Consider the following 16,455-nt stretch of genomic DNA (forward strand, 5'->3'; position numbering starts at 1 on the left):
GCCGATGGGCACGAACCGCGTGCTCTGGAACATATGCACCAGGGTCAATGGCGCGTTGGCCTTGCAGGTCGCGACGGTGCTGGCGGGATACAGGGAACGGGTGATGGGTGCGACCAGCGAAACCTCATCCCCCACCTTGAACACCTGCTCGACGTCCAGTGCCGAGAAGCTCCAGAAGTGCTCGGCCCAGGCGTCGTAGGTGTTCAGGCAGTGTGTGAAGTCGTTGAGAACCCCGTCGACGTCGCGTGTCTTCGGGTCCATCGCCGCCACGACCAGAAAGCCTATGGCGGGAATCAAGAGGCAGCCCCTTCGGGCTGGGTGTTAATCGAAAATGACATCGGCGTTCCCTCGCACTGTGTGATCAGGCGAGGGACTTTGCAGCGGTTCTCGAGGCGGGGGAGTAGAGGTTATCCGGCGGTTCGGTAGGACGTTTCGTTAAACCTCCGGCAAGGTCGAGCCGCCATCCACCACCAGCGTCTGCCCGGTGATGTAGCCTGCCAGGTCCGATGCCAGAAACAGCATCGCCCCGGCAATATCCGACGGCGCACCCAGGCGTCCCAGCGGCACCCGGCTGGCGATCTGTGCGTTCACCTGGTCATCCCCCAGGTTGCCCATGGCCGGCGTGGCGATCATGCCGGGCTCCACACCGTTGACTCGCACATTCAAGCCGGCCAGCTCCAGCGCGGCATTGCGAATGAAACCGTTGACCCCGGCCTTCGACGCCGCATAGTGACTCAGGCCCGGAAATGCCACCCTCGGCCCGGTGACCGACGACGTGACCAGCACGCAGCCCCGACCCTGACGGCGGAACATCGGCAACGCCGCCTGGGTCAGCCAGAACAACGCAGAGAGATTGACCGCCAAGGTGCGGTCGAGCATCGCCGGAGTGATTTCGGCAAAGGGCGTCAGCGGAAAATACCCGGCGTTATGCACCACAACATCCAGCCGTCCCCAACGTTGTTCCACCCCTGCAATCAGCGCGAAAACCGCAGCCGCATCCGCCAGATCCACCGTCACCGCTTCCACCTGGCAGCCGCGCCCGCACAGCTCCAGCGCGAGCGCCTCTGCCAGTTGCAGGTCAGCGATCATCACCCGCGCACCCCGCAGGGCAAAGGCTTCGACGATGGCCCGGCCAATGCCCTGGGCGCCGCCCGTGACCAATACGTTGCGGCCAGTGAAGTCCAGGTCTTCATTCATGACGCTGCTCCAGATGCGCATAGGCCAACGTCGGCACATCGACGATGCTCGACCCGCCGTCCGCCACCAGCGTGGCCCCGGTAATGATCGACGCTTCACTGGAGGCCAGGAAGCGGCACACCCTGGCGATTTCGTCAGCACTGGCGGGCCGGCGCAACGGCACGTCGGCGCACACACGGTCATAGGCGTGTTGCAGTGTTTCGCCATAAAAGTCCATCAACGGCTGCATCTCCTCATCCGCCATCGGCGTGCGCACCCAGCCCGGGCACACTGCGTTCACCCGCACCCCGCGCGGGCCGTAATCCCGGGCCAGCGAACGGTTGAGTCCAAGCAATGCATGTTTGGCCGTGGTGTAGCCGCACACCTCGGGCCCGGCAGCCAGTGAGGCAATCGAACCCATCAACACGATGTTGCCGGCGCTTTCCATCAGCATCGGCAAACACGCCCGCGCGCTGTAGAACGCGCTGTCGAGGTTGCTGCGCAGCGCTGCTTCCCAGGTCTGCGGGCTGGTGTCGGTGGCGCTGCCCAGGCCATGGCCGCCCGCACAGGCCAGCAGCACATCCAGACGCCCATAGCGCTGGCGTATCTGCGCGATAAAACCGTCCCAGGTCTGCGGGCAGGCGGCATCACCCACCAACACCAACCCCCCGGTTTCCCCCGCGACCTGCTCCAGCGGCTCGCGACGACGGCCGATCAGCACCACGCGCGCACCCTCGGCGGCGTACAGCCGGGCGCACGCGGCACCGATGCCCGTGCCGGCCCCGGTGATCACAATCGTGCGCGGCTCAGTCATCGGGATGCTCCGTGCGGTTGAGCACCTGGCAGTAGGAGCTGATGGGGAAGTTCGACAGCTCATCGAAAGCCGCCCCGGCATAGCCGAAGATCTTGCCGTCGCTGCGATGCTGTTGCAGGTCGATCAGCACCAGGCCGAGGGTGGGGATGATTTTTTCGCGCCAGACGAACAGGTACAACTGGTCGGCGATCTTGTAGTAATGGCAGCGGTCGGTGTCGCACAGGCCTTGCTCGACGCCCTTGAGGCATTGCCAGGCGTAGAACTGGTGGTTGAGGTAGATGTGCTCGTAGACCTCGCTCGGGCTGTAGCGGTACTGGTTGCGCAGGCCGGTCAGTTCGGTGGTGGGCGCGTGGGGGCACTGGCCGGCTTGCCAGGGGCGGTCGAGGCTGCCGTGGAGGAATTCCACTTCCACCGAGGTCAGCGGCTTGCCGGCCAGGGCGCGGCTGTAGAGGCCTTCGCGGGTTTGTTCCTGGGTGGGCAGGCGCCCGAGTACGGCGGTGAACGAGGCGCTGGCGGTGTCGAGCACCAGGCTGACCGACCAGGCTTGGGCACCTTCGCGCTTGATGAAATCCACCAGGTACAAGCCGGGGCGCACCGAGGTCGCGCGGTAGGTTGCGCTGCCGCTGGAGTGACCGTCGGCTGCGACCCAGGACAGGCTATCGCGTTCGAAGCGATGCTCGATCTGCCAGCCATTGGCGAAGTTCAGCGTAAAGGTCTTGCCGCTCAGGTCCGCCAGGTTCGGCAGGATGAACGCCTCGGGGGCGAAGCCGTCGGCCAGGGCGCCCACGGTGATCCAGTCAGAAGGGGTGGTCATTTGCGATGCTCCGGTTGAGTGGGTGAACACCTCGAATCATCGCGCCCGGGAGCAAGCCCGGGTATCAACCGGATGGTTGAGACGGGCTACAGAAACAGGCTGCCCACCAGCTCGGTGCGGCTGCTGACGCCGGTCTTGCGAAACAGGTTGATCAGGTGGGTCTTGATGGTGGGCAGGCCGATGTCCAGCTCTCGGGCCAACTGCTTGTTGCTGGCGCCCTGGCGCAACAACAGGGCGATCTGACGCTCCTTGGGCGTCAACGCGGCCAGCGCCTCTTCAGTGGGCTGCATATTGGCCACGGCCAGCTGCAACAAGGTTTGCAGGGCGTTCAACTGAGCCAGTTGCTCGCCGGTAAAGGCGCCTTGATCGGCGGTGCGCAACAACGAAATCGCCGCCTGGGGTTGTCCGTCACGCTGGGCGAGGATCTCCACCACATCCACCACGCCATAGCGCCGCAGGAAATCCCCATAGCGCCGGGTATCCCGCACCGGCTGGCGGGCCATGGCAAGGCCCAGCGGCACCACCGCCAAGCCACTGGACAGGCAGTTGCGCGGTTGCAACGGGTCGAACTGGCGGTAGTTGTCCAGGTAGTCGCGGTGCATCTCGCCGCTCATGCCGTGCAACTGGAAATCCCGGGCTTGCAGGTGGCGGTCGACGCAATAGAACGCGGCCTGGCTGACCGGAATCAATCGGGTGAAAGCCTGCAGGCACTGGCCGGCGACTTCGTGGGCGGGGAGAGCGTGCATGGAGGGACACCTGCGCCAAAAGGCTGCCGACGGGGGCCGGCAGCCGGGCCATCACACCACGGCGAAGTAGTGTTTGACGAAACTTTCGCTGACCACTTCCCACAGCACCGGGGTGCCCTTGGTCACGAACCAGCTGTCGCCGGCCTGGTAGCGGGTGCTCTGGCCGGTGGATTCGTCAGTGAGTACCACTTCGCCGGTGACCACGGTGGCCTGTTCGGCGAAGGGATAGACCATGCGGAACTTGCCCTGGGTGGTGCCGAAATAGGCGCTGCTGACCGGGTCGGTGGGGGCGCCGAAGGTCATTTTGCCGAAGGCCCGGACTTCACCTTCGAGGATGGTCGAACCGAGGTCGGCGACGGTGCCCCAGGCGTCGAGTTCGGATAGCTGGATGTCTTTCTTGAGGGTAACGAGGGTCATGGCAGTTGCTCCTGATGAGAAAAAATTAGCGGCGGCCGTTCCAGTAACCGGAGAGTTGGTGCCAGGACTTGCCGGCGGTGAGCAGCAGTGGGCGGATCGCGTCCTTGCCGATGATGGTCGGGCGGTGGATCGAGCTGACCAGGTCATACCGCGCCGAGCCTTCGCTCATGCCTTCGGCCAGCACCTTGCAGATGATGTGGCTCGGCGTCACGCCGAAGCCCGAATAGCCCTGCACATAGAACGCGTTGCTGCGCCCGGGCAGGGTGCCGATCTGCGGGAACAGGTTCGGGCTGCAAGCCATCGGGCCACCCCAGGCCAGGTCGATCTTCACGTCCTTGAGGTACGGGAAGATCTTCAGCATCAGGTTGCGGTTCCAGGCTTTCAAATCGCCGGGAATGTGCTCCACCAACGGTGTGGCGGCGCCGAACAGCAGGCGGTTTTCGTGGGTGACGCGGTAGTAGTCGATTACCGGGCGAATGTCGCTGTAGGCCCCGCGAATCGGGCTGATACGCTTGATCAGTTCTTCGGACAACGGCTCGGTCATCATCTGGAACGCATAGGTATTGATGGTCGAGCGGTGCAGTTCCGGTTCCAGCTTGTTGAGGAAGCTGTCACAGGCCCACAGCAGCTTGCTGGCCTTGACCGAACCGCGGCCGGTGCGCACGGTGATGCGCTCGCCATAACTGACTTCCAGCGCCGGGCTGTTCTCGAAAATCCGCACGCCGTGGCTGGCCAGGGCCTTGGCTTCGCCCAGCAGCAGGTTCAACGAGTGCACATGCCCGCCGCCCATGTGCAGCAGGGCGCTGCTGTAGGCGTCGGAGCCGATGATCTGCTTCACGTCGGAACCGCCAAGGAAGCGGATCTCGTGTTGGGTGTTGATGGACTTGAAGTCTTTTTCCCAGGCGCGCAGGGTCTTTTCCTGGCGGGCGTTGAAGCCCATGTAGCCGTAGCCGTGGCAGAAGTCGGCATCGATGTCGTACTTGGCGATGCGGTTCTTGATGATGTCGGCGCCCAGGTCGCTGATCTCGAAGATCTGGCGCAGGCCGTCTTCACCCACGTCCTTCTTGATCTTTTCCAGGTCGTGGCCGATGCCGGCCATGATCTGCCCACCGTTGCGCCCGGTGCCGCCAAAACCCAGGTAACGCGCTTCCAGCACGACGATGTTGGTGATGCCTTTTTCGGCGAGTTCCAGGGCGGTGTTGATCCCGGAAAAGCCGCCACCGATGATCACCACGTCGGCTTCCACGTCCTGTTCCAGGGTGGGAAAGCTGAGGTTGTATTTCTTGGTCGCCGTGTAATAGGTCGGCGTTTCGATATTGATCATTGCGCTGCCTGACAGTGAAGAGCTAATGAGTGTATTAAGGCCGTTGGCACGCTGGATGTCTTGATCCTGTGTGCCGCGCTTTTTGATCCTGCGCGCCAGAGCCTTCGCCGGCTTCACAAGTTATAGCGTGAGGTGGGGAGGAGAGTGTTAGAGTTTCGTTAAAACATTAACTAAATCTATCGTGACCCTGAGCCTATGTTGAAACCCAGACAATCCCTGACCCTGACCCTGTTGCAGGCCCGAGAAGCGGCCATGAGTTTTTTCCGGCCCTCGCTGAATGAACATGGGCTGACCGAGCAGCAATGGCGGGTTATCCGAATTCTCAGCCAGCATGACGAGCTGGAGATTTACCAGTTGGCCGAACTGGCGTGCATTCTCAAACCGAGCATGACCGGCGTGCTGGTGCGCATGGAGACGGCGGGGATGGTGCACCGGCGCAAGGCCGAGCAGGATCAGCGGCGGGTGCTGGTGACGCTGGCGGAGAAGGGCAAGGCCAGTTTCGAGTCGATGAGCCAGTGTATGGAAGAGAACTACCGGCGCTTGCAAGAGCAGTTTGGGGAGGAGAAGTTGCAGGTGTTGCTGGGGTTGCTGGATGAGTTGAAAACCATCAAACGCTGAATCACGGTAGATGAGTAACAGGTGATCAAAATGTGGGAGCTGGCTTGCCTGCGATGCAGGCGCCTCGATCCTTCAAGTACACCGAGGTGATGCTATCGCAGGCAAGCCAGCTCCCACAGTTGATCTCTGTTGTTTGACGGGGTTAGTACACGCCGCCGGTTGTGGCAGGTGCTGCGGTGTCTTTGAACTTGGCCGCCAACCCCTGCAACCCGCGCATCAACACCGTTGTATCCACACCCACCGCCACAAACGCCGCCCCCAGTTCGATATACCGCCGCGCCAGTTTCTCATCCGCACTCAAGATCCCCGCCGCCTTGCCAGCCTGTTGAATCCTGACGATGGCGTCCTCAATCGCCGCCTGCACCTCGGGATGCCCGGGATTGCCCCGATGCCCCATGGCCGCGCTCAGGTCCGCCGGCCCGATAAACACCCCGTCCACCCCTTCAACCGCCGCAATCGCGTCCAGGTTCTCCAGGCCTTCACGGTTCTCGATCTGCACCAGCAGGCACATCTGCGCATCCGCTTCATCCAGATAACCCGGAATGCTGTTCCAGCGCGACGCCCGCGCCAGCGCACTGCCAACGCCCCGCACGCCAAAGGGCGGATAGCGTACGGCCCGTATTAACTGCCGGGCCTGTTCAGCCGTCTCCACCATCGGCACCAACAGCGTCTGCACGCCAATATCCAGCACCTGCTTGATCAGCGCCGTATCACCGATCACCGGGCGAATCACCGGCTGGCTGTCGTAGGCTGCGACAGCCTGCATCTGGCCGAGCATGCCGCGCAGGTCGTTGGGCGCGTGCTCGCCGTCGATCAGCAGCCAGTCGAACCCGGCATTCGCCGCCAGTTCGGCACAATAAGCGTCGGCCAGGCCGAGCCACAGGCCGATCTGGGTCTCGCCACGTTGCAGGCGCTGCTTGAAGCGGTTGATGGGCATGTCCATGAAACGGTCCTCAGTATTCAGACAAAGCGGCAGGAGATGGACCCCAGCATGTCGTAGTCGACATGGAAGGTGTCGCCCGGATTCGCCGCCACCGGGCGGGTAAAGGAGCCGCCGAGGATGATCTGGCCGGGTTGCAGGGTGACGTCGTACGGCGCCAGTTTGTTCGCCAGCCACGCCACGCCCTTGGCCGGGTGGTTGAGCACGGCAGCCGACACCCCGGACTCCTCGATCACCCCGTTGCGGTACAGCACGGCAGGCACCTTGCGCAGGTCGATCTCGGTGGGGCGTACGGCGCGGCCGCCCATCACCACACCGGCGTTGGCGGCGTTGTCGGAGATGGTGTCGAACACCTTGCGTGTGGCGTTGGTGTGCGGGTCAATCTGCTGGATACGGGCGTCGATGATTTCCAGGGCCGGGATCACCCATTCGGTGGCGTCCAGCACATCGAAGATCGAGCAGTTCGGGCCCTTGAGTGGCTTGCCGAGGATGAACGCCAGCTCCACTTCCACCCTTGGCACGATGAAACGCTCGAACGGAATGTCGGTGCCTTCGTCGAAGAACATGTCATCGAGCAGGGCGCCGTAATCCGGTTCGGTGATGTTCGACGACACCTGCATCGCCCGGGACGTGAGGCCGATCTTGTGCCCCACCAGCTTGCGCCCGTCCTTGATTTTCTGTGCCACCCAGGCGCGCTGGATCGCGTAGGCGTCTTCAATCGTGATGCTCGGGTGTTCCAGGGAAAACTGGCGCACCTGTTCACGGGAACGCTCAGCCTGGTCGAGGCGGGCGGCGGCTTGCTGGATGTGGGCTTGATCAAGCATGACGAACTCTCTACTGGGGATTGACGATGGCAGCGTGGGTGCGCAGCACCAGCAGGCCGCCGAGGGCGATAAGCAGCGCCAGCACATACAAGGCCAGGCTCGCGCTTTGGGTGGTGTCGCGCATCCAGCCGATCAGGTACGGCGCGAGGAACGAAGCGATGCTGCCGAACGAGCTGATCAGCGCGATGCCGGCCGCCTGGGTGCTGTTGGACAGGAACGCCGGCGGCAGTTGCCAGAACATCGGCAACGCGGCGCTGGCGCCCATGCCGGCCAGGATCAGGCCGCCCAGCACCAGGGTCGGGTTGGTGGGGGAGAGCCCGGCCACGGCGATGCCGATGGCCGACATCAACAACGGCACGCACAGGTGCCAGCGGCGCTCGCGGTTGCGGTCGGATGAGCGTCCGCAGCCGATCATGAAGAAGCACCCGGCGAGATACGGCACGGCACTCAGCAGGCCCACCTGGCTGTCGCGGCCGATGCCGGCGCCGTGGATCAGGGTGGGCATCCAGAACGCCAGAGTATTCACCGCCAGCATCACCGCGAAGTACACCGCCACCAGCAGCCACACTTGCGGGTCACGCAGGATGCCGCCAAAGGAGGTGATGGATTTGCGCTGTTCTTCATTGCTCAGTTGCTCGCGCAGCTGTTGCTTCTGTGCCGGTTCCAGCCACTTCACGGTTTCGAAGCTGTCCGGCAGGTATTTGAGAACCACCAGACCGAGCAGCACCACTGGGGCGCCTTCGATCAGGAACATCCACTGCCAGCCGCGCAGCCCGCCGAAATCATGAAAATGCTCCAGGATCGCACCGGACAACGGCCCGCCGACCACACCGGCCATGGGTACCGCAATCGCAAACAGCGCGGTGACTTGCGCCCGGCGCCGGGCCGGGTACCAGCGGTTGAGAAACACCAGGATCCCCGGGAAGAAGCCGGCTTCGGCCACCCCCAGCAGAAAGCGCAGCACGTAGAAGCCCGTGGAGCTTTCGATCCACAGCATGCTGGTGGAGAGCACGCCCCACACCACCATCAGGCAGGCGATCCAGCGCCGTGGCCCGACCCGGTCCAGGGCCATGTTGCTCGGCACCCCGAACAGCGCGTAGGCGATGAAAAATAGCCCGGCACCGAGGCCGTACACCGTGTCGCTGAAGTGCAGGTCGGTGCTCATCTGCATCTTGGCGAAGCCGATATTGATGCGGTCCAGGTGGGCAAACAGGTAGCAGATCAGCAGCAACGGCATCAGTCGCCAGGTGACGATGCGGTGGGTGCGCTGATGTTCGATCAGGGTGGTGCTGTCGGCGGTAGTGGCTGTGCTCATGATGTTGTTCTTTTTGGTTTGAGTGGCCATGGGCGGAAAGGTGGGCTGTGGTCAGCCCGCCTGGTTCTTCAGGAATGCGTGCACGTTGTTCTGCTTGAAGTTCAGTTCGGGGTGCAACTCGATCATCTCGAACGACAACGCCAGCAGCCGTTGGGATTGCAGCTCGGCGAAGTGTTCGGTGATGACCTTGAACAGGGCTTCGGCCACCGTTTTTCGGGTTTCCAGGTCGCGCCCGTGGCCAACCTTGAGGGTCATGTGGACGAAGGCGTAGTCATGCTTGCCGTCGGCCATGCGCCAGGTGTCCAGGCGCACGCCGCGACTGCGGATGCCCCCCAGGGGGAACACGCCGCTGTCCCCCAGCACGGCGTGAACTCGCTCGAACAGGGCCGGCAGGTTGGCTTGCTGCTCGAGGTTGTCGGTGTATTCGGCGATGAAGTGCGGCATGTGTGTATCTCCTCTTAGGGTGAGGTGCAGCGAATTCCTTGTGGGAGCTGGCTTGCCTGCGATGGCATCAACTTGGTGAGACAGATACACCGAGGTGCCTGCATCGCAGGCAAGCCAGCTCCCACATTTGATCCTCACCAAGGCTCATAAAGGGAAAATGGCATTGATCTGGCCGGTGCCCGAGCTGCCGAACGGCTGGGTGATGATCTCGGCCGGCTGGTTGTAGTCCGGCCCGCCCAGCAGTCCCAGGAGCATCGCGGTGTCGTGCATCTTGCCTTCGCCGAAGCAGTGCTCGGCGTAGTCCGGCAGCATTGCGCAGAACTCCTTGAAGCGGCCCTGCTTCCACATTTCCACCACGTGCAGGTCCATCTGTTTGTCGAATTCACGGGTCCAGTTGTGGATATTGGCTTCGGCTTCGCGGTCGTCGGAGAAACGGTGGGAGAGGGAACCCGAGGCCAGCACCAGCACCTTGCGATCGCTCTTCTCGATGGCCCGGCGCACGGCGGCGCCAAACGCGAAGCTGTCTTCCAGGCGGTGCCAGGCGCACCACGCGGCGATGGAGATCACGTCGAACTTGTGCTCGTCCGGCACGCCCATGTGCATGTAGCGCATCGGCACCAGGGTGCCGTATTCCAGCTCCAGGCTCGGGATGTTGTGGGCCATGGTGCGCACGCCGGCCAGGTTGGCCTCGGCGGCGATCAACTCGCCCAGCTCCGGGCAGCCCGGGTACTCGTACTCCATGTTCTTGATGAAGTGCGGCAGCTCGTTGCTGGTGTAGGTGCCCTTGAAATGCTCGCCACAGTTGACGTGATAGCCGCTGTTGACCAGCCAGTGCACGTCGAACACCACGGCGGTGTCGGCCCCCAGCTCACGGGCGCGCCGCCCGATTTCCTTGTGCCCGGCGATGGCTGCTTCACGGCAACCGTGGTGCTTGCCGGGCAGTTCCGACAGGTACATCGAGGGAACGTGGCAGATCTTCGCTGCCAGAACTACTTCGCCCATGATCATTCTCCTGAATAATTGTTTTTGTCTGGGAAGCGTGTTGCCAAAGCTCAAATGTGGGAGCTGTCGAGCCCCGGCGAGGCTGCGATGGGATCACCGCGCTGCATCTGGCAGACCGCAGCGCCTGCATCGCAGCCTCGCCAGAGCCTGACAGCTTCCACGGGGATCACTCAAACACCCCAGCGCGGGATGTGGTGACTGCCCATGGAAATGCACACGTTCTTGATCTCGGCGAACACTTCGAAGCTGTATTGGCCGCCTTCACGGCCGGTGCCGGAACCTTTTACCCCACCAAACGGCTGGCGCAAGTCCCGCACGTTCTGGCTGTTGATGAACACCATGCCGGCTTCGATGCCGTAGGCCAGACGATGCGCCTTGCCGATGTCCTGGGTCCAGATATAGGACGCCAGGCCGTACTCGGTATCGTTGGCCAGTTGCAGCGCTTCGGCTTCGTCCTTGAACGGGATCAGGCACACCACCGGGCCAAAGATCTCTTCCTGGGCGATGCGCATCTGGTTGTTTACATCGGCAAACACCGTCGGTTGGATAAACTGCCCGCGGCTCAAGTGCGCCGGCAGGTTGGCCGGGCGTTCCAGGCCGCCGGCCAGCAGGGTGGCGCCTTCCTCGAGGCCAATCCTGATGTAGCCGGTGACCTTGTCATAGTGGGCCTGGGTGATCATCGAGCCGACCTGGGTCTTCGGGTCCTGTGGGTCGCCGACGATCAGGCGCTTGGCGCGGGCGGCAAACTCGGCGACGAACTGCGGGTACACGCTCTCCTGAATGAAGATCCGGCTGCCGGCGGTGCAGCGTTCGCCGTTGAGCGAGAAAATGGTGAACAGTGCCGCGTCGAGGGCGCGGTCCAGGTCGGCATCTTCAAAAATCAGCACCGGCGACTTGCCGCCCAGTTCCATGGAGTACTTTTTCAGGCCAGCGGTCTGCATGATTTTCTTGCCGGTGGCGGTGCCGCCGGTGAAGGAAATCGCTCGCACGTCCGGGTGGCGCACCAGCGCATCACCGGCGGTGGCGCCGTAGCCCTGAATCACGTTCAGCACGCCTTTGGGGATCCCGGCTTCGACCGCCAGGCGCCCCAGTTCATTGGCCGTCAGCGGCGACAACTCGGACATCTTCAGCACCGCGGTATTGCCCAGCGCCAGGCACGGCGCAGTCTTCCAGGTGGCGGTCATGAACGGCACGTTCCATGGCGACACCAACGCACACACACCCACCGGCTGGTACAGGGTGTAGTTGAGCATCTGGTCGTCCACCGGGTAGCTGTGGCCGTCCATGCGGGTGCAGACTTCGGCGAAGAAATCGAAGTTGTGGGACGCCCGTGGAATCAGCACGTTCCTGGTCTGGTGGATCGGCAGGCCGGTGTCGAGGGTTTCCAGCTCGGCCAGGTGCGGCACGTTCTGTTCGATCAGTTCACCGAGCTTGCGCATCAAGCGGGCACGTTCCTTGGCGGGTGTTCCCGCCCACTTCGGAAAGGCTTCCTTGGCTGCCGCTACCGCTTGCGCTACTTCCTCGGCGCCGCCGCTGGCCACTTCACCGATGGCTTCGCCGGTGGCCGGGTTGTAGTTGATGAAGGTGTCTTTGCTTTCGACCTCACGGCCGTTGATCCAGTGTTTGATCATGTTGCTCAAGCCTCTTTACGGGCGGCGAAAAAGTCCGCCTCGCTGACAATTCGATTCACCAGGCGGCCGACGCCTTCCACTTCCACGATTACTTCATCCCCCGGCACCACATCCGCCAGGCCTTCCGGGGTGCCGGTGGCGATCATGTCGCCGGGTTGCAGGGTCATGAAGCTGGACAGGTATTCGATCAAATACGGGATGTCGAAAATCATGTCCGAGGTTGAGCCTTCCTGGCGCAGTTCACCGTTGATCCAGGTGCGCAGCTTCAGGTTGCTTGGATCTGGCACGTCGGCGACGTCGACGATCCATGGGCCCACAGGCGTGGTGGCGTCGCGGTTTTTCACCCGCAGGTTGGGGCGGTAGTAGTTTTCCAGGTAGTCGCGGATCGCGTAGTCGTTGCACACGGTGTAGCCGGCCAGATACTCCAGGGCATTCTCGCGCTTGACGTTGCGCGCCGGTTTGCCGATGACCGCCACCAGTTCGCACTCGTAGTGCATGTAGGCGACGTTGTCCGGGCGCCAGGTCACCTGGTGGTGGCCGGTGTAGGTGCCGGGGGACTTGATGAACGCCAGCGGTTCAGTCGGCGGCTTGAAGGCCAGTTCGGCGGCGTGGTCGGCGTAGTTCAGGCCCAGGGCAAACATGCTGCCGGTGGCCGGTGGCAGCCATTCGACCTGGTCTTCGGCCAGCAGGCGACCGTCGGCCAGGCGTACGGCGTTCTCAGCGTCGACCTGTACCGAATGAACTTCACCTTCAAAGCGAATACGCGCGTGTTTCATGACAGCTCCTCTGCCTTGATGTGGTTGACCAGGCGGCCCAGGCCGCTGATCTCGACTTCAACCGTGTCGCCGGGTTGCACATCCACGCGGCCTTCGGGCGTGCCGGTGATCAGCACATCGCCTGCGTGCAGGGTCATGAACTCGCTGATCTCGGCGATCAACTGCGGCAGGCTGCGCACGAAATTGGCGGTGGAGTTTTGCTGGCGCAGCTCACCGTTGACGAACAGCTTCACGCTCAGTTGGTGCGGGTTGGCAACTTGGTCGCGGGCCACCAGTTCGGGGCCCAATGCGCAGAACCCGTCCCGGCACTTGGCTTTCACCGCCGGGCGGTAATAGCTGTCTTCCGGCAGGCTGAACTCATTGATGATGGTGTAGCCCGCCACATGCTCCAGGGCGTTTTCGACGCTGACACGGCTGGCGGTCTTGCCAATCACCACACCGAGTGCCGGGCCCGGTTGCAGGCGTTCACCCTGAGGGTGCAGCACCACGCCGTCGTGGCCGTTGCGGGTGTTGGGCGTCTTGATGAACAGCACCGGCTTCACCGGCGGTTTCTGGTAGGGCGCTTGTTCGAATTCGGCGAGACGTTGGTTCAGCAACCCCTGGTAGTTCAGCGCAACGCCGAACAGGGTGCCGTTCGCAACATCATGCAGGGCACGGCTCATGCTTTTCTCCTGGCAGTGGCGGGGCAGATTCGGGCCTGCTCCTTGGGATATTCGTTAACCTGTTAACGTTATAATTAAGATGTTAACTATCGTCAAGCGTGGCAATATTTCAGGGCACTCAAAACAACAAAGAGAATGCAGTGATGAGCGATCGTCAGCCGATCCCCAACATCAACATCGGGCAGGTCTACGACCAGCGTTACAGCGATGCCGAGGTGCACTACGACCGGCTCGGCAACCTGGCGGGATTTTTTGGGCGGAACATGCCGGTGCATCGCCATGACCGGTTTTTCCAGGTGCATTACGTCAAGACCGGCGCGGTGCGGGTCTACCTGGACGACCAGCAGTACCTCGAATCCGGGCCGATGTTTTTCCTCACGCCGCCGACGGTGGCGCATTCCTTCGTCACCGAAGCCGACGCCGACGGCCATGTGCTGACCGTGCGCCAGCAACTGGTGTGGGCCTTGATCGACGCCGACCCAAGCCTGGCCCCCGGCGCGCAATTGCCGGCGGCCTGTGTGGCGTTGGCGCGGCTGGCACCGGAGTTTCAGCCCGAGGTACGCCGCCTGGAACTCCTGTTTGATGAACTGTGCAGCGAGATCAACGCCCAGGCCAGCGGGCGCAGTTCGGCCCTGGACAGCCTGACGCGCCTGATCATGATCAGCCTGCTGCGGCTCTGCGCCAATTCCCTGGAAGCCCGCCCGGCACGCCACGAAGACCTGCGGATCTTCCACCGCTTCAACGAACTGATCGAAGACCATTACCTGCAACACTGGCCGCTGTCGCGTTATGCCGACGGTATCGGCGTCACTGAAGCGCGGCTCAACGAGGTGTGTCGGCGGATCGCCGACCTGCCCTCGAAACGCTTGATCCTCGAACGGCTGATGCAGGAAGCCCGGCGCCTGTTACTGTTCACCGGCAACTCGGCGAATGAAATCTGCTACCAGCTGGGGTTCAAGGACCCGGCGTATTTCAGCCGGTTTTTCCAGCGCTACGCGCAAATGACGCCGGGGGAATACCGCCAGCGTCAATCGGGGTTGCGTTAAGGGGCCCGGCGTTACCACAGGGCCACGGTGTAGCCGATGATCACCCGGCTTTCGTCGATGTCGCTGGTCAGGCCGTTGCTTGAGCGCAGGGTGGCGTTGCGCAGCCGTACATTGACGTTCTTCAGCGGGCCGCTCTGCACGGTGTAGACCAGGTCGGTGTCGCGCTCCCATTCGCGGCCGTTGCGCACCGTGGCGGTTTGCGCGTGGCTGCCGTCGACGTAGCGGGTCATGAAGGTCAGGCCGGGCAGGCCGAGGGCGGCGAAGTTGTAGTCGTAGCGCGCCTGCCACGCGTCGGTGTTGGCCTTGGTGAAGATATTGATGGTCACCAGGTTGACCGAATACGGATCTTGCCCCGGGAAGGCAAAGTCGCCGTCACCGGAAAGGCTCTGAAAGCCCAGGCCGAATTTGTGCGCGCCCACCGACAGGCTGAACATGCCGTTGAAAAAACGGTTGTCGATCCGGCCGCCGTCCACGCGGGTAGGGCTGCGCAACCGCGCGCTGCCTTGCTCGCGGGTGTCGAAGTAGCGCAGGTCGGTGCGCAGGTTCACGCCCTGGGCCAGCGGCAGGTCCTGCACCAGGCCGATGAAATTCTGGCGGTAGATGTCCTGCATCTGCGCGTAGTAATAGGTCGCCGCCAGGTGCGGATTGATGGCGTAGGTGCCGCCGGCCAGGTCCAGGTGGCTGCTGGTGACGCCGCCGTAGCTCATGGATTCGTTGTTGGAAGAGTCCCGCAGGTTCTGTTTTTCCAGGCGGCCGAGGTTCAACGTCAGGCCGTCGATGTCCTGGGAGGTCACCAGTTCACCGTTGTAGGTCGATGGCAGCAGGCGGGTGTCGTTGTAGGCGGCCACCGGCAACAGCGGTTGCAGGGTGCCGAGCTTGAGCACGGTTTTCGACAGGCGCAGCTTGGCGGTCAGGCCGAGTTCGCTGTAGCTGTCAGCCGGCTCGCCGCTGGCGCCAAATGGCAATAACCCGGTGCCACGGCGGTCGCGGCTGGAATCGAGTTTCAAGCCCATTTCACCCAAGGCATCCACGCCAAAACCGACCACCCCTTCGGTGTAGCCTGATTCCAGGCGCAGCACAAAACCTTGCGCCCATTCGTCCGCTTTGTTCTGCGGCGCGTTGGTCTGGCGAAAGTCGCGGTTCATGTAGAAATTGCGCAGGTCCAGGCTGGCTTTGCTGTCCTGGATGAAATCGGCGTGAGCGACCAGAGGGGTAAACGCGGCGCACAGGCCAGCGCTTGCCGCCGTGCGAAAGAGGCACGAATGCATGAGGGGCGTTCCTTTTGTTGTTTTTGTTGGTATGCGCCCTCTGTGAGGTCAGGGGCGGCATATTGTTAACATGTTATCGTTAGGCCGGGTAGCGTGATTAACAAGTTTTTGAAAAATCATTTATAGGTTAATGATTTACTCCATGCCCCGGGTTGCATGCACCGGACACCGACTCTAAGCTTCGACGCTTCGACCTTTAATGCGCGTGAACCATGCCCACCCCTAGACCGTCCCTTACGCTCACCTTGCTCCAGGCCCGCGAAGCGACCATGGCGTTCTTCCGGCCACTGCTCAATGAACATGACCTGACCGAACAGCAATGGCGGGTGATCCGCATCCTGCGTCAGCAGGGCGAACTCGAAAGCCACCAACTGGCGCACCTCGCATGCATCCTCAAGCCGAGCATGACCGGCGTACTGGGCCGGCTGGAGCGTGACGGCATCGTGCGCCGGCGCAAATCCGCCGAAGACCAGCGCCGGGTGTTCGTCGCCCTGACCGAACAGGGCCAGCAGTGCTTCGTCGACATGAGCGCCGGGATGGAAAGCAACTACCAGAAGATTCAGGAGCAGTTCGGCGAGGAATCCCTGGAGCAATTGATGGAGCTGCTCCAAAAGCTCAAAGGCATCAAACCGTAATAT

Annotated in this window: 19 protein-coding genes; 3 read left to right on the forward strand and 16 right to left on the reverse strand. The window is 62.6% G+C overall.

All coding sequences use genetic code 11. From position 1 onward, the window contains the following. The 7 genes from LIY45_RS24490 to LIY45_RS24520 all read right to left on the reverse strand — a co-directional run. A partial coding sequence (locus LIY45_RS24490) for a hypothetical protein (RefSeq protein WP_226477932.1) occupies positions 1-261 on the reverse strand: 261 nt, incomplete at its 3' end. A gap of 174 nt (positions 262-435) precedes the next feature. Next, the gene (locus LIY45_RS24495) at positions 436-1,197 is read right to left on the reverse strand and encodes an SDR family oxidoreductase (RefSeq protein ID WP_226477885.1); all 762 of its coding nucleotides are present in this window, start codon (positions 1,195-1,197) and stop codon (positions 436-438) included. After that, positions 1,190-1,990, reverse strand: coding sequence for an SDR family oxidoreductase (locus LIY45_RS24500; protein WP_226477886.1), 801 nt, complete (start codon positions 1,988-1,990; stop codon positions 1,190-1,192). Before LIY45_RS24500 ends, LIY45_RS24495 begins: the two co-directional genes overlap by 8 nt. Beyond that, entirely contained in the window at positions 1,983-2,804 is an 822-nt protein-coding gene (locus tag LIY45_RS24505) for a molybdenum cofactor biosynthesis F family protein (protein ID WP_017478940.1), read from the reverse strand. Before LIY45_RS24505 ends, LIY45_RS24500 begins: the two co-directional genes overlap by 8 nt. A gap of 86 nt (positions 2,805-2,890) precedes the next feature. Beyond that, positions 2,891-3,550 carry a helix-turn-helix transcriptional regulator gene (locus LIY45_RS24510; RefSeq protein ID WP_226477887.1) on the reverse strand — a complete coding sequence of 220 codons (660 nt, stop codon included), beginning with the start codon at positions 3,548-3,550 and terminating at the stop codon, positions 2,891-2,893. A 51-nt stretch (positions 3,551-3,601) separates the two neighbouring features. Next, complete coding sequence (locus LIY45_RS24515; protein ID WP_076016036.1) at positions 3,602-3,967, reverse strand: cupin domain-containing protein; 366 nt, start codon at positions 3,965-3,967, stop codon at positions 3,602-3,604. A gap of 25 nt (positions 3,968-3,992) precedes the next feature. Further along, positions 3,993-5,291: an FAD-binding oxidoreductase gene (locus LIY45_RS24520; protein ID WP_226477888.1), complete on the reverse strand. Its 1,299-nt coding sequence runs from the start codon at positions 5,289-5,291 to the stop codon at positions 3,993-3,995. A gap of 195 nt (positions 5,292-5,486) precedes the next feature. On the opposite strand from LIY45_RS24520, the gene hpaR (LIY45_RS24525) reads away from it, so the two are divergent. Next, positions 5,487-5,909: a homoprotocatechuate degradation operon regulator HpaR gene (hpaR, locus tag LIY45_RS24525; RefSeq protein WP_017478944.1), complete on the forward strand. Its 423-nt coding sequence runs from the start codon at positions 5,487-5,489 to the stop codon at positions 5,907-5,909. 142 nt (positions 5,910-6,051) lie between these two features. Here the strand turns inward: hpaR (LIY45_RS24525) and hpaI are convergent, their stop codons facing one another. From hpaI to LIY45_RS24565, 8 genes are all read right to left on the reverse strand, one after another. Then, positions 6,052-6,852 carry a 4-hydroxy-2-oxoheptanedioate aldolase gene (gene hpaI / locus LIY45_RS24530; protein ID WP_226477889.1) on the reverse strand — a complete coding sequence of 267 codons (801 nt, stop codon included), beginning with the start codon at positions 6,850-6,852 and terminating at the stop codon, positions 6,052-6,054. Between the two features lie 17 nt (positions 6,853-6,869). After that, positions 6,870-7,673 carry a 2-oxo-hept-4-ene-1,7-dioate hydratase gene (hpaH, locus tag LIY45_RS24535; RefSeq protein WP_226477890.1) on the reverse strand — a complete coding sequence of 268 codons (804 nt, stop codon included), beginning with the start codon at positions 7,671-7,673 and terminating at the stop codon, positions 6,870-6,872. 10 nt (positions 7,674-7,683) lie between these two features. After that, on the reverse strand, positions 7,684-8,988 hold the full coding sequence (locus LIY45_RS24540) for an MFS transporter (protein ID WP_226477891.1): 1,305 nt from the start codon (positions 8,986-8,988) through the stop codon (positions 7,684-7,686). Positions 8,989-9,039: 51 nt separating this feature from the next. Beyond that, positions 9,040-9,432, reverse strand: coding sequence for a 5-carboxymethyl-2-hydroxymuconate Delta-isomerase (locus LIY45_RS24545; protein ID WP_226477892.1), 393 nt, complete (start codon positions 9,430-9,432; stop codon positions 9,040-9,042). 144 nt (positions 9,433-9,576) lie between these two features. After that, complete coding sequence (gene hpaD / locus LIY45_RS24550) at positions 9,577-10,434, reverse strand: 3,4-dihydroxyphenylacetate 2,3-dioxygenase (RefSeq protein ID WP_226477893.1); 858 nt, start codon at positions 10,432-10,434, stop codon at positions 9,577-9,579. A gap of 170 nt (positions 10,435-10,604) precedes the next feature. Then, the gene (hpaE, locus tag LIY45_RS24555; protein WP_177051961.1) at positions 10,605-12,065 is read right to left on the reverse strand and encodes a 5-carboxymethyl-2-hydroxymuconate semialdehyde dehydrogenase; all 1,461 of its coding nucleotides are present in this window, start codon (positions 12,063-12,065) and stop codon (positions 10,605-10,607) included. A 5-nt stretch (positions 12,066-12,070) separates the two neighbouring features. Then, entirely contained in the window at positions 12,071-12,841 is a 771-nt protein-coding gene (locus LIY45_RS24560; RefSeq protein WP_226477894.1) for a fumarylacetoacetate hydrolase family protein, read from the reverse strand. Next, positions 12,838-13,503, reverse strand: coding sequence for a fumarylacetoacetate hydrolase family protein (locus LIY45_RS24565; protein ID WP_017478952.1), 666 nt, complete (start codon positions 13,501-13,503; stop codon positions 12,838-12,840). Before LIY45_RS24565 ends, LIY45_RS24560 begins: the two co-directional genes overlap by 4 nt. Positions 13,504-13,646: 143 nt before the next feature. Between LIY45_RS24565 and hpaA the strand changes: the two genes are divergently transcribed. Beyond that, complete coding sequence (gene hpaA / locus LIY45_RS24570; protein ID WP_226477895.1) at positions 13,647-14,549, forward strand: 4-hydroxyphenylacetate catabolism regulatory protein HpaA; 903 nt, start codon at positions 13,647-13,649, stop codon at positions 14,547-14,549. An 11-nt stretch (positions 14,550-14,560) separates the two neighbouring features. Here the strand turns inward: hpaA and LIY45_RS24575 are convergent, their stop codons facing one another. Further along, the gene (locus tag LIY45_RS24575) at positions 14,561-15,817 is read right to left on the reverse strand and encodes an OprD family porin (protein ID WP_226477896.1); all 1,257 of its coding nucleotides are present in this window, start codon (positions 15,815-15,817) and stop codon (positions 14,561-14,563) included. A 212-nt stretch (positions 15,818-16,029) separates the two neighbouring features. Here LIY45_RS24575 and hpaR (LIY45_RS24580) point away from each other — a divergent pair, with 212 nt between their 5' ends. After that, positions 16,030-16,452: a homoprotocatechuate degradation operon regulator HpaR gene (gene hpaR / locus LIY45_RS24580; protein ID WP_010175430.1), complete on the forward strand. Its 423-nt coding sequence runs from the start codon at positions 16,030-16,032 to the stop codon at positions 16,450-16,452. Positions 16,453-16,455 lie beyond the last annotated feature (3 nt).

Origin of the sequence: Pseudomonas sp. MWU16-30323, from assembly GCF_020515595.1 — a bacterium.
GTDB classification, from domain to species: Bacteria; Pseudomonadota; Gammaproteobacteria; order Pseudomonadales; family Pseudomonadaceae; genus Aquipseudomonas; species Aquipseudomonas yamanorum.

Bases quoted from the DNA above. Each gene is read 5' to 3' on its own strand.
- LIY45_RS24510 (WP_226477887.1), bottom strand. From the start codon at position 3,550: ATGCACGCTCTCCCCGCCCACGAAGTCGCCGGCCAGTGCCTGCAGGCT.
- LIY45_RS24520 (WP_226477888.1), bottom strand. From the start codon at position 5,291: ATGATCAATATCGAAACGCCGACCTATTACACGGCGACCAAGAAATAC.
- hpaA (WP_226477895.1), top strand. From the start codon at position 13,647: ATGAGCGATCGTCAGCCGATCCCCAACATCAACATCGGGCAGGTCTAC.
- hpaH (WP_226477890.1), bottom strand. From the start codon at position 7,673: ATGCTTGATCAAGCCCACATCCAGCAAGCCGCCGCCCGCCTCGACCAG.
- hpaD (WP_226477893.1), bottom strand. From the start codon at position 10,434: ATGGGCGAAGTAGTTCTGGCAGCGAAGATCTGCCACGTTCCCTCGATG.
- LIY45_RS24515 (WP_076016036.1), bottom strand. From the start codon at position 3,967: ATGACCCTCGTTACCCTCAAGAAAGACATCCAGCTATCCGAACTCGAC.
- LIY45_RS24575 (WP_226477896.1), bottom strand. From the start codon at position 15,817: ATGCATTCGTGCCTCTTTCGCACGGCGGCAAGCGCTGGCCTGTGCGCC.
- hpaR (WP_010175430.1), top strand. From the start codon at position 16,030: ATGCCCACCCCTAGACCGTCCCTTACGCTCACCTTGCTCCAGGCCCGC.
- hpaR (WP_017478944.1), top strand. From the start codon at position 5,487: ATGTTGAAACCCAGACAATCCCTGACCCTGACCCTGTTGCAGGCCCGA.
- LIY45_RS24500 (WP_226477886.1), bottom strand. From the start codon at position 1,990: ATGACTGAGCCGCGCACGATTGTGATCACCGGGGCCGGCACGGGCATC.
- LIY45_RS24540 (WP_226477891.1), bottom strand. From the start codon at position 8,988: ATGAGCACAGCCACTACCGCCGACAGCACCACCCTGATCGAACATCAG.
- LIY45_RS24560 (WP_226477894.1), bottom strand. From the start codon at position 12,841: ATGAAACACGCGCGTATTCGCTTTGAAGGTGAAGTTCATTCGGTACAG.
- LIY45_RS24505 (WP_017478940.1), bottom strand. From the start codon at position 2,804: ATGACCACCCCTTCTGACTGGATCACCGTGGGCGCCCTGGCCGACGGC.
- LIY45_RS24545 (WP_226477892.1), bottom strand. From the start codon at position 9,432: ATGCCGCACTTCATCGCCGAATACACCGACAACCTCGAGCAGCAAGCC.
- LIY45_RS24565 (WP_017478952.1), bottom strand. From the start codon at position 13,503: ATGAGCCGTGCCCTGCATGATGTTGCGAACGGCACCCTGTTCGGCGTT.
- hpaE (WP_177051961.1), bottom strand. From the start codon at position 12,065: ATGATCAAACACTGGATCAACGGCCGTGAGGTCGAAAGCAAAGACACC.
- LIY45_RS24495 (WP_226477885.1), bottom strand. From the start codon at position 1,197: ATGAATGAAGACCTGGACTTCACTGGCCGCAACGTATTGGTCACGGGC.
- hpaI (WP_226477889.1), bottom strand. From the start codon at position 6,852: ATGGACATGCCCATCAACCGCTTCAAGCAGCGCCTGCAACGTGGCGAG.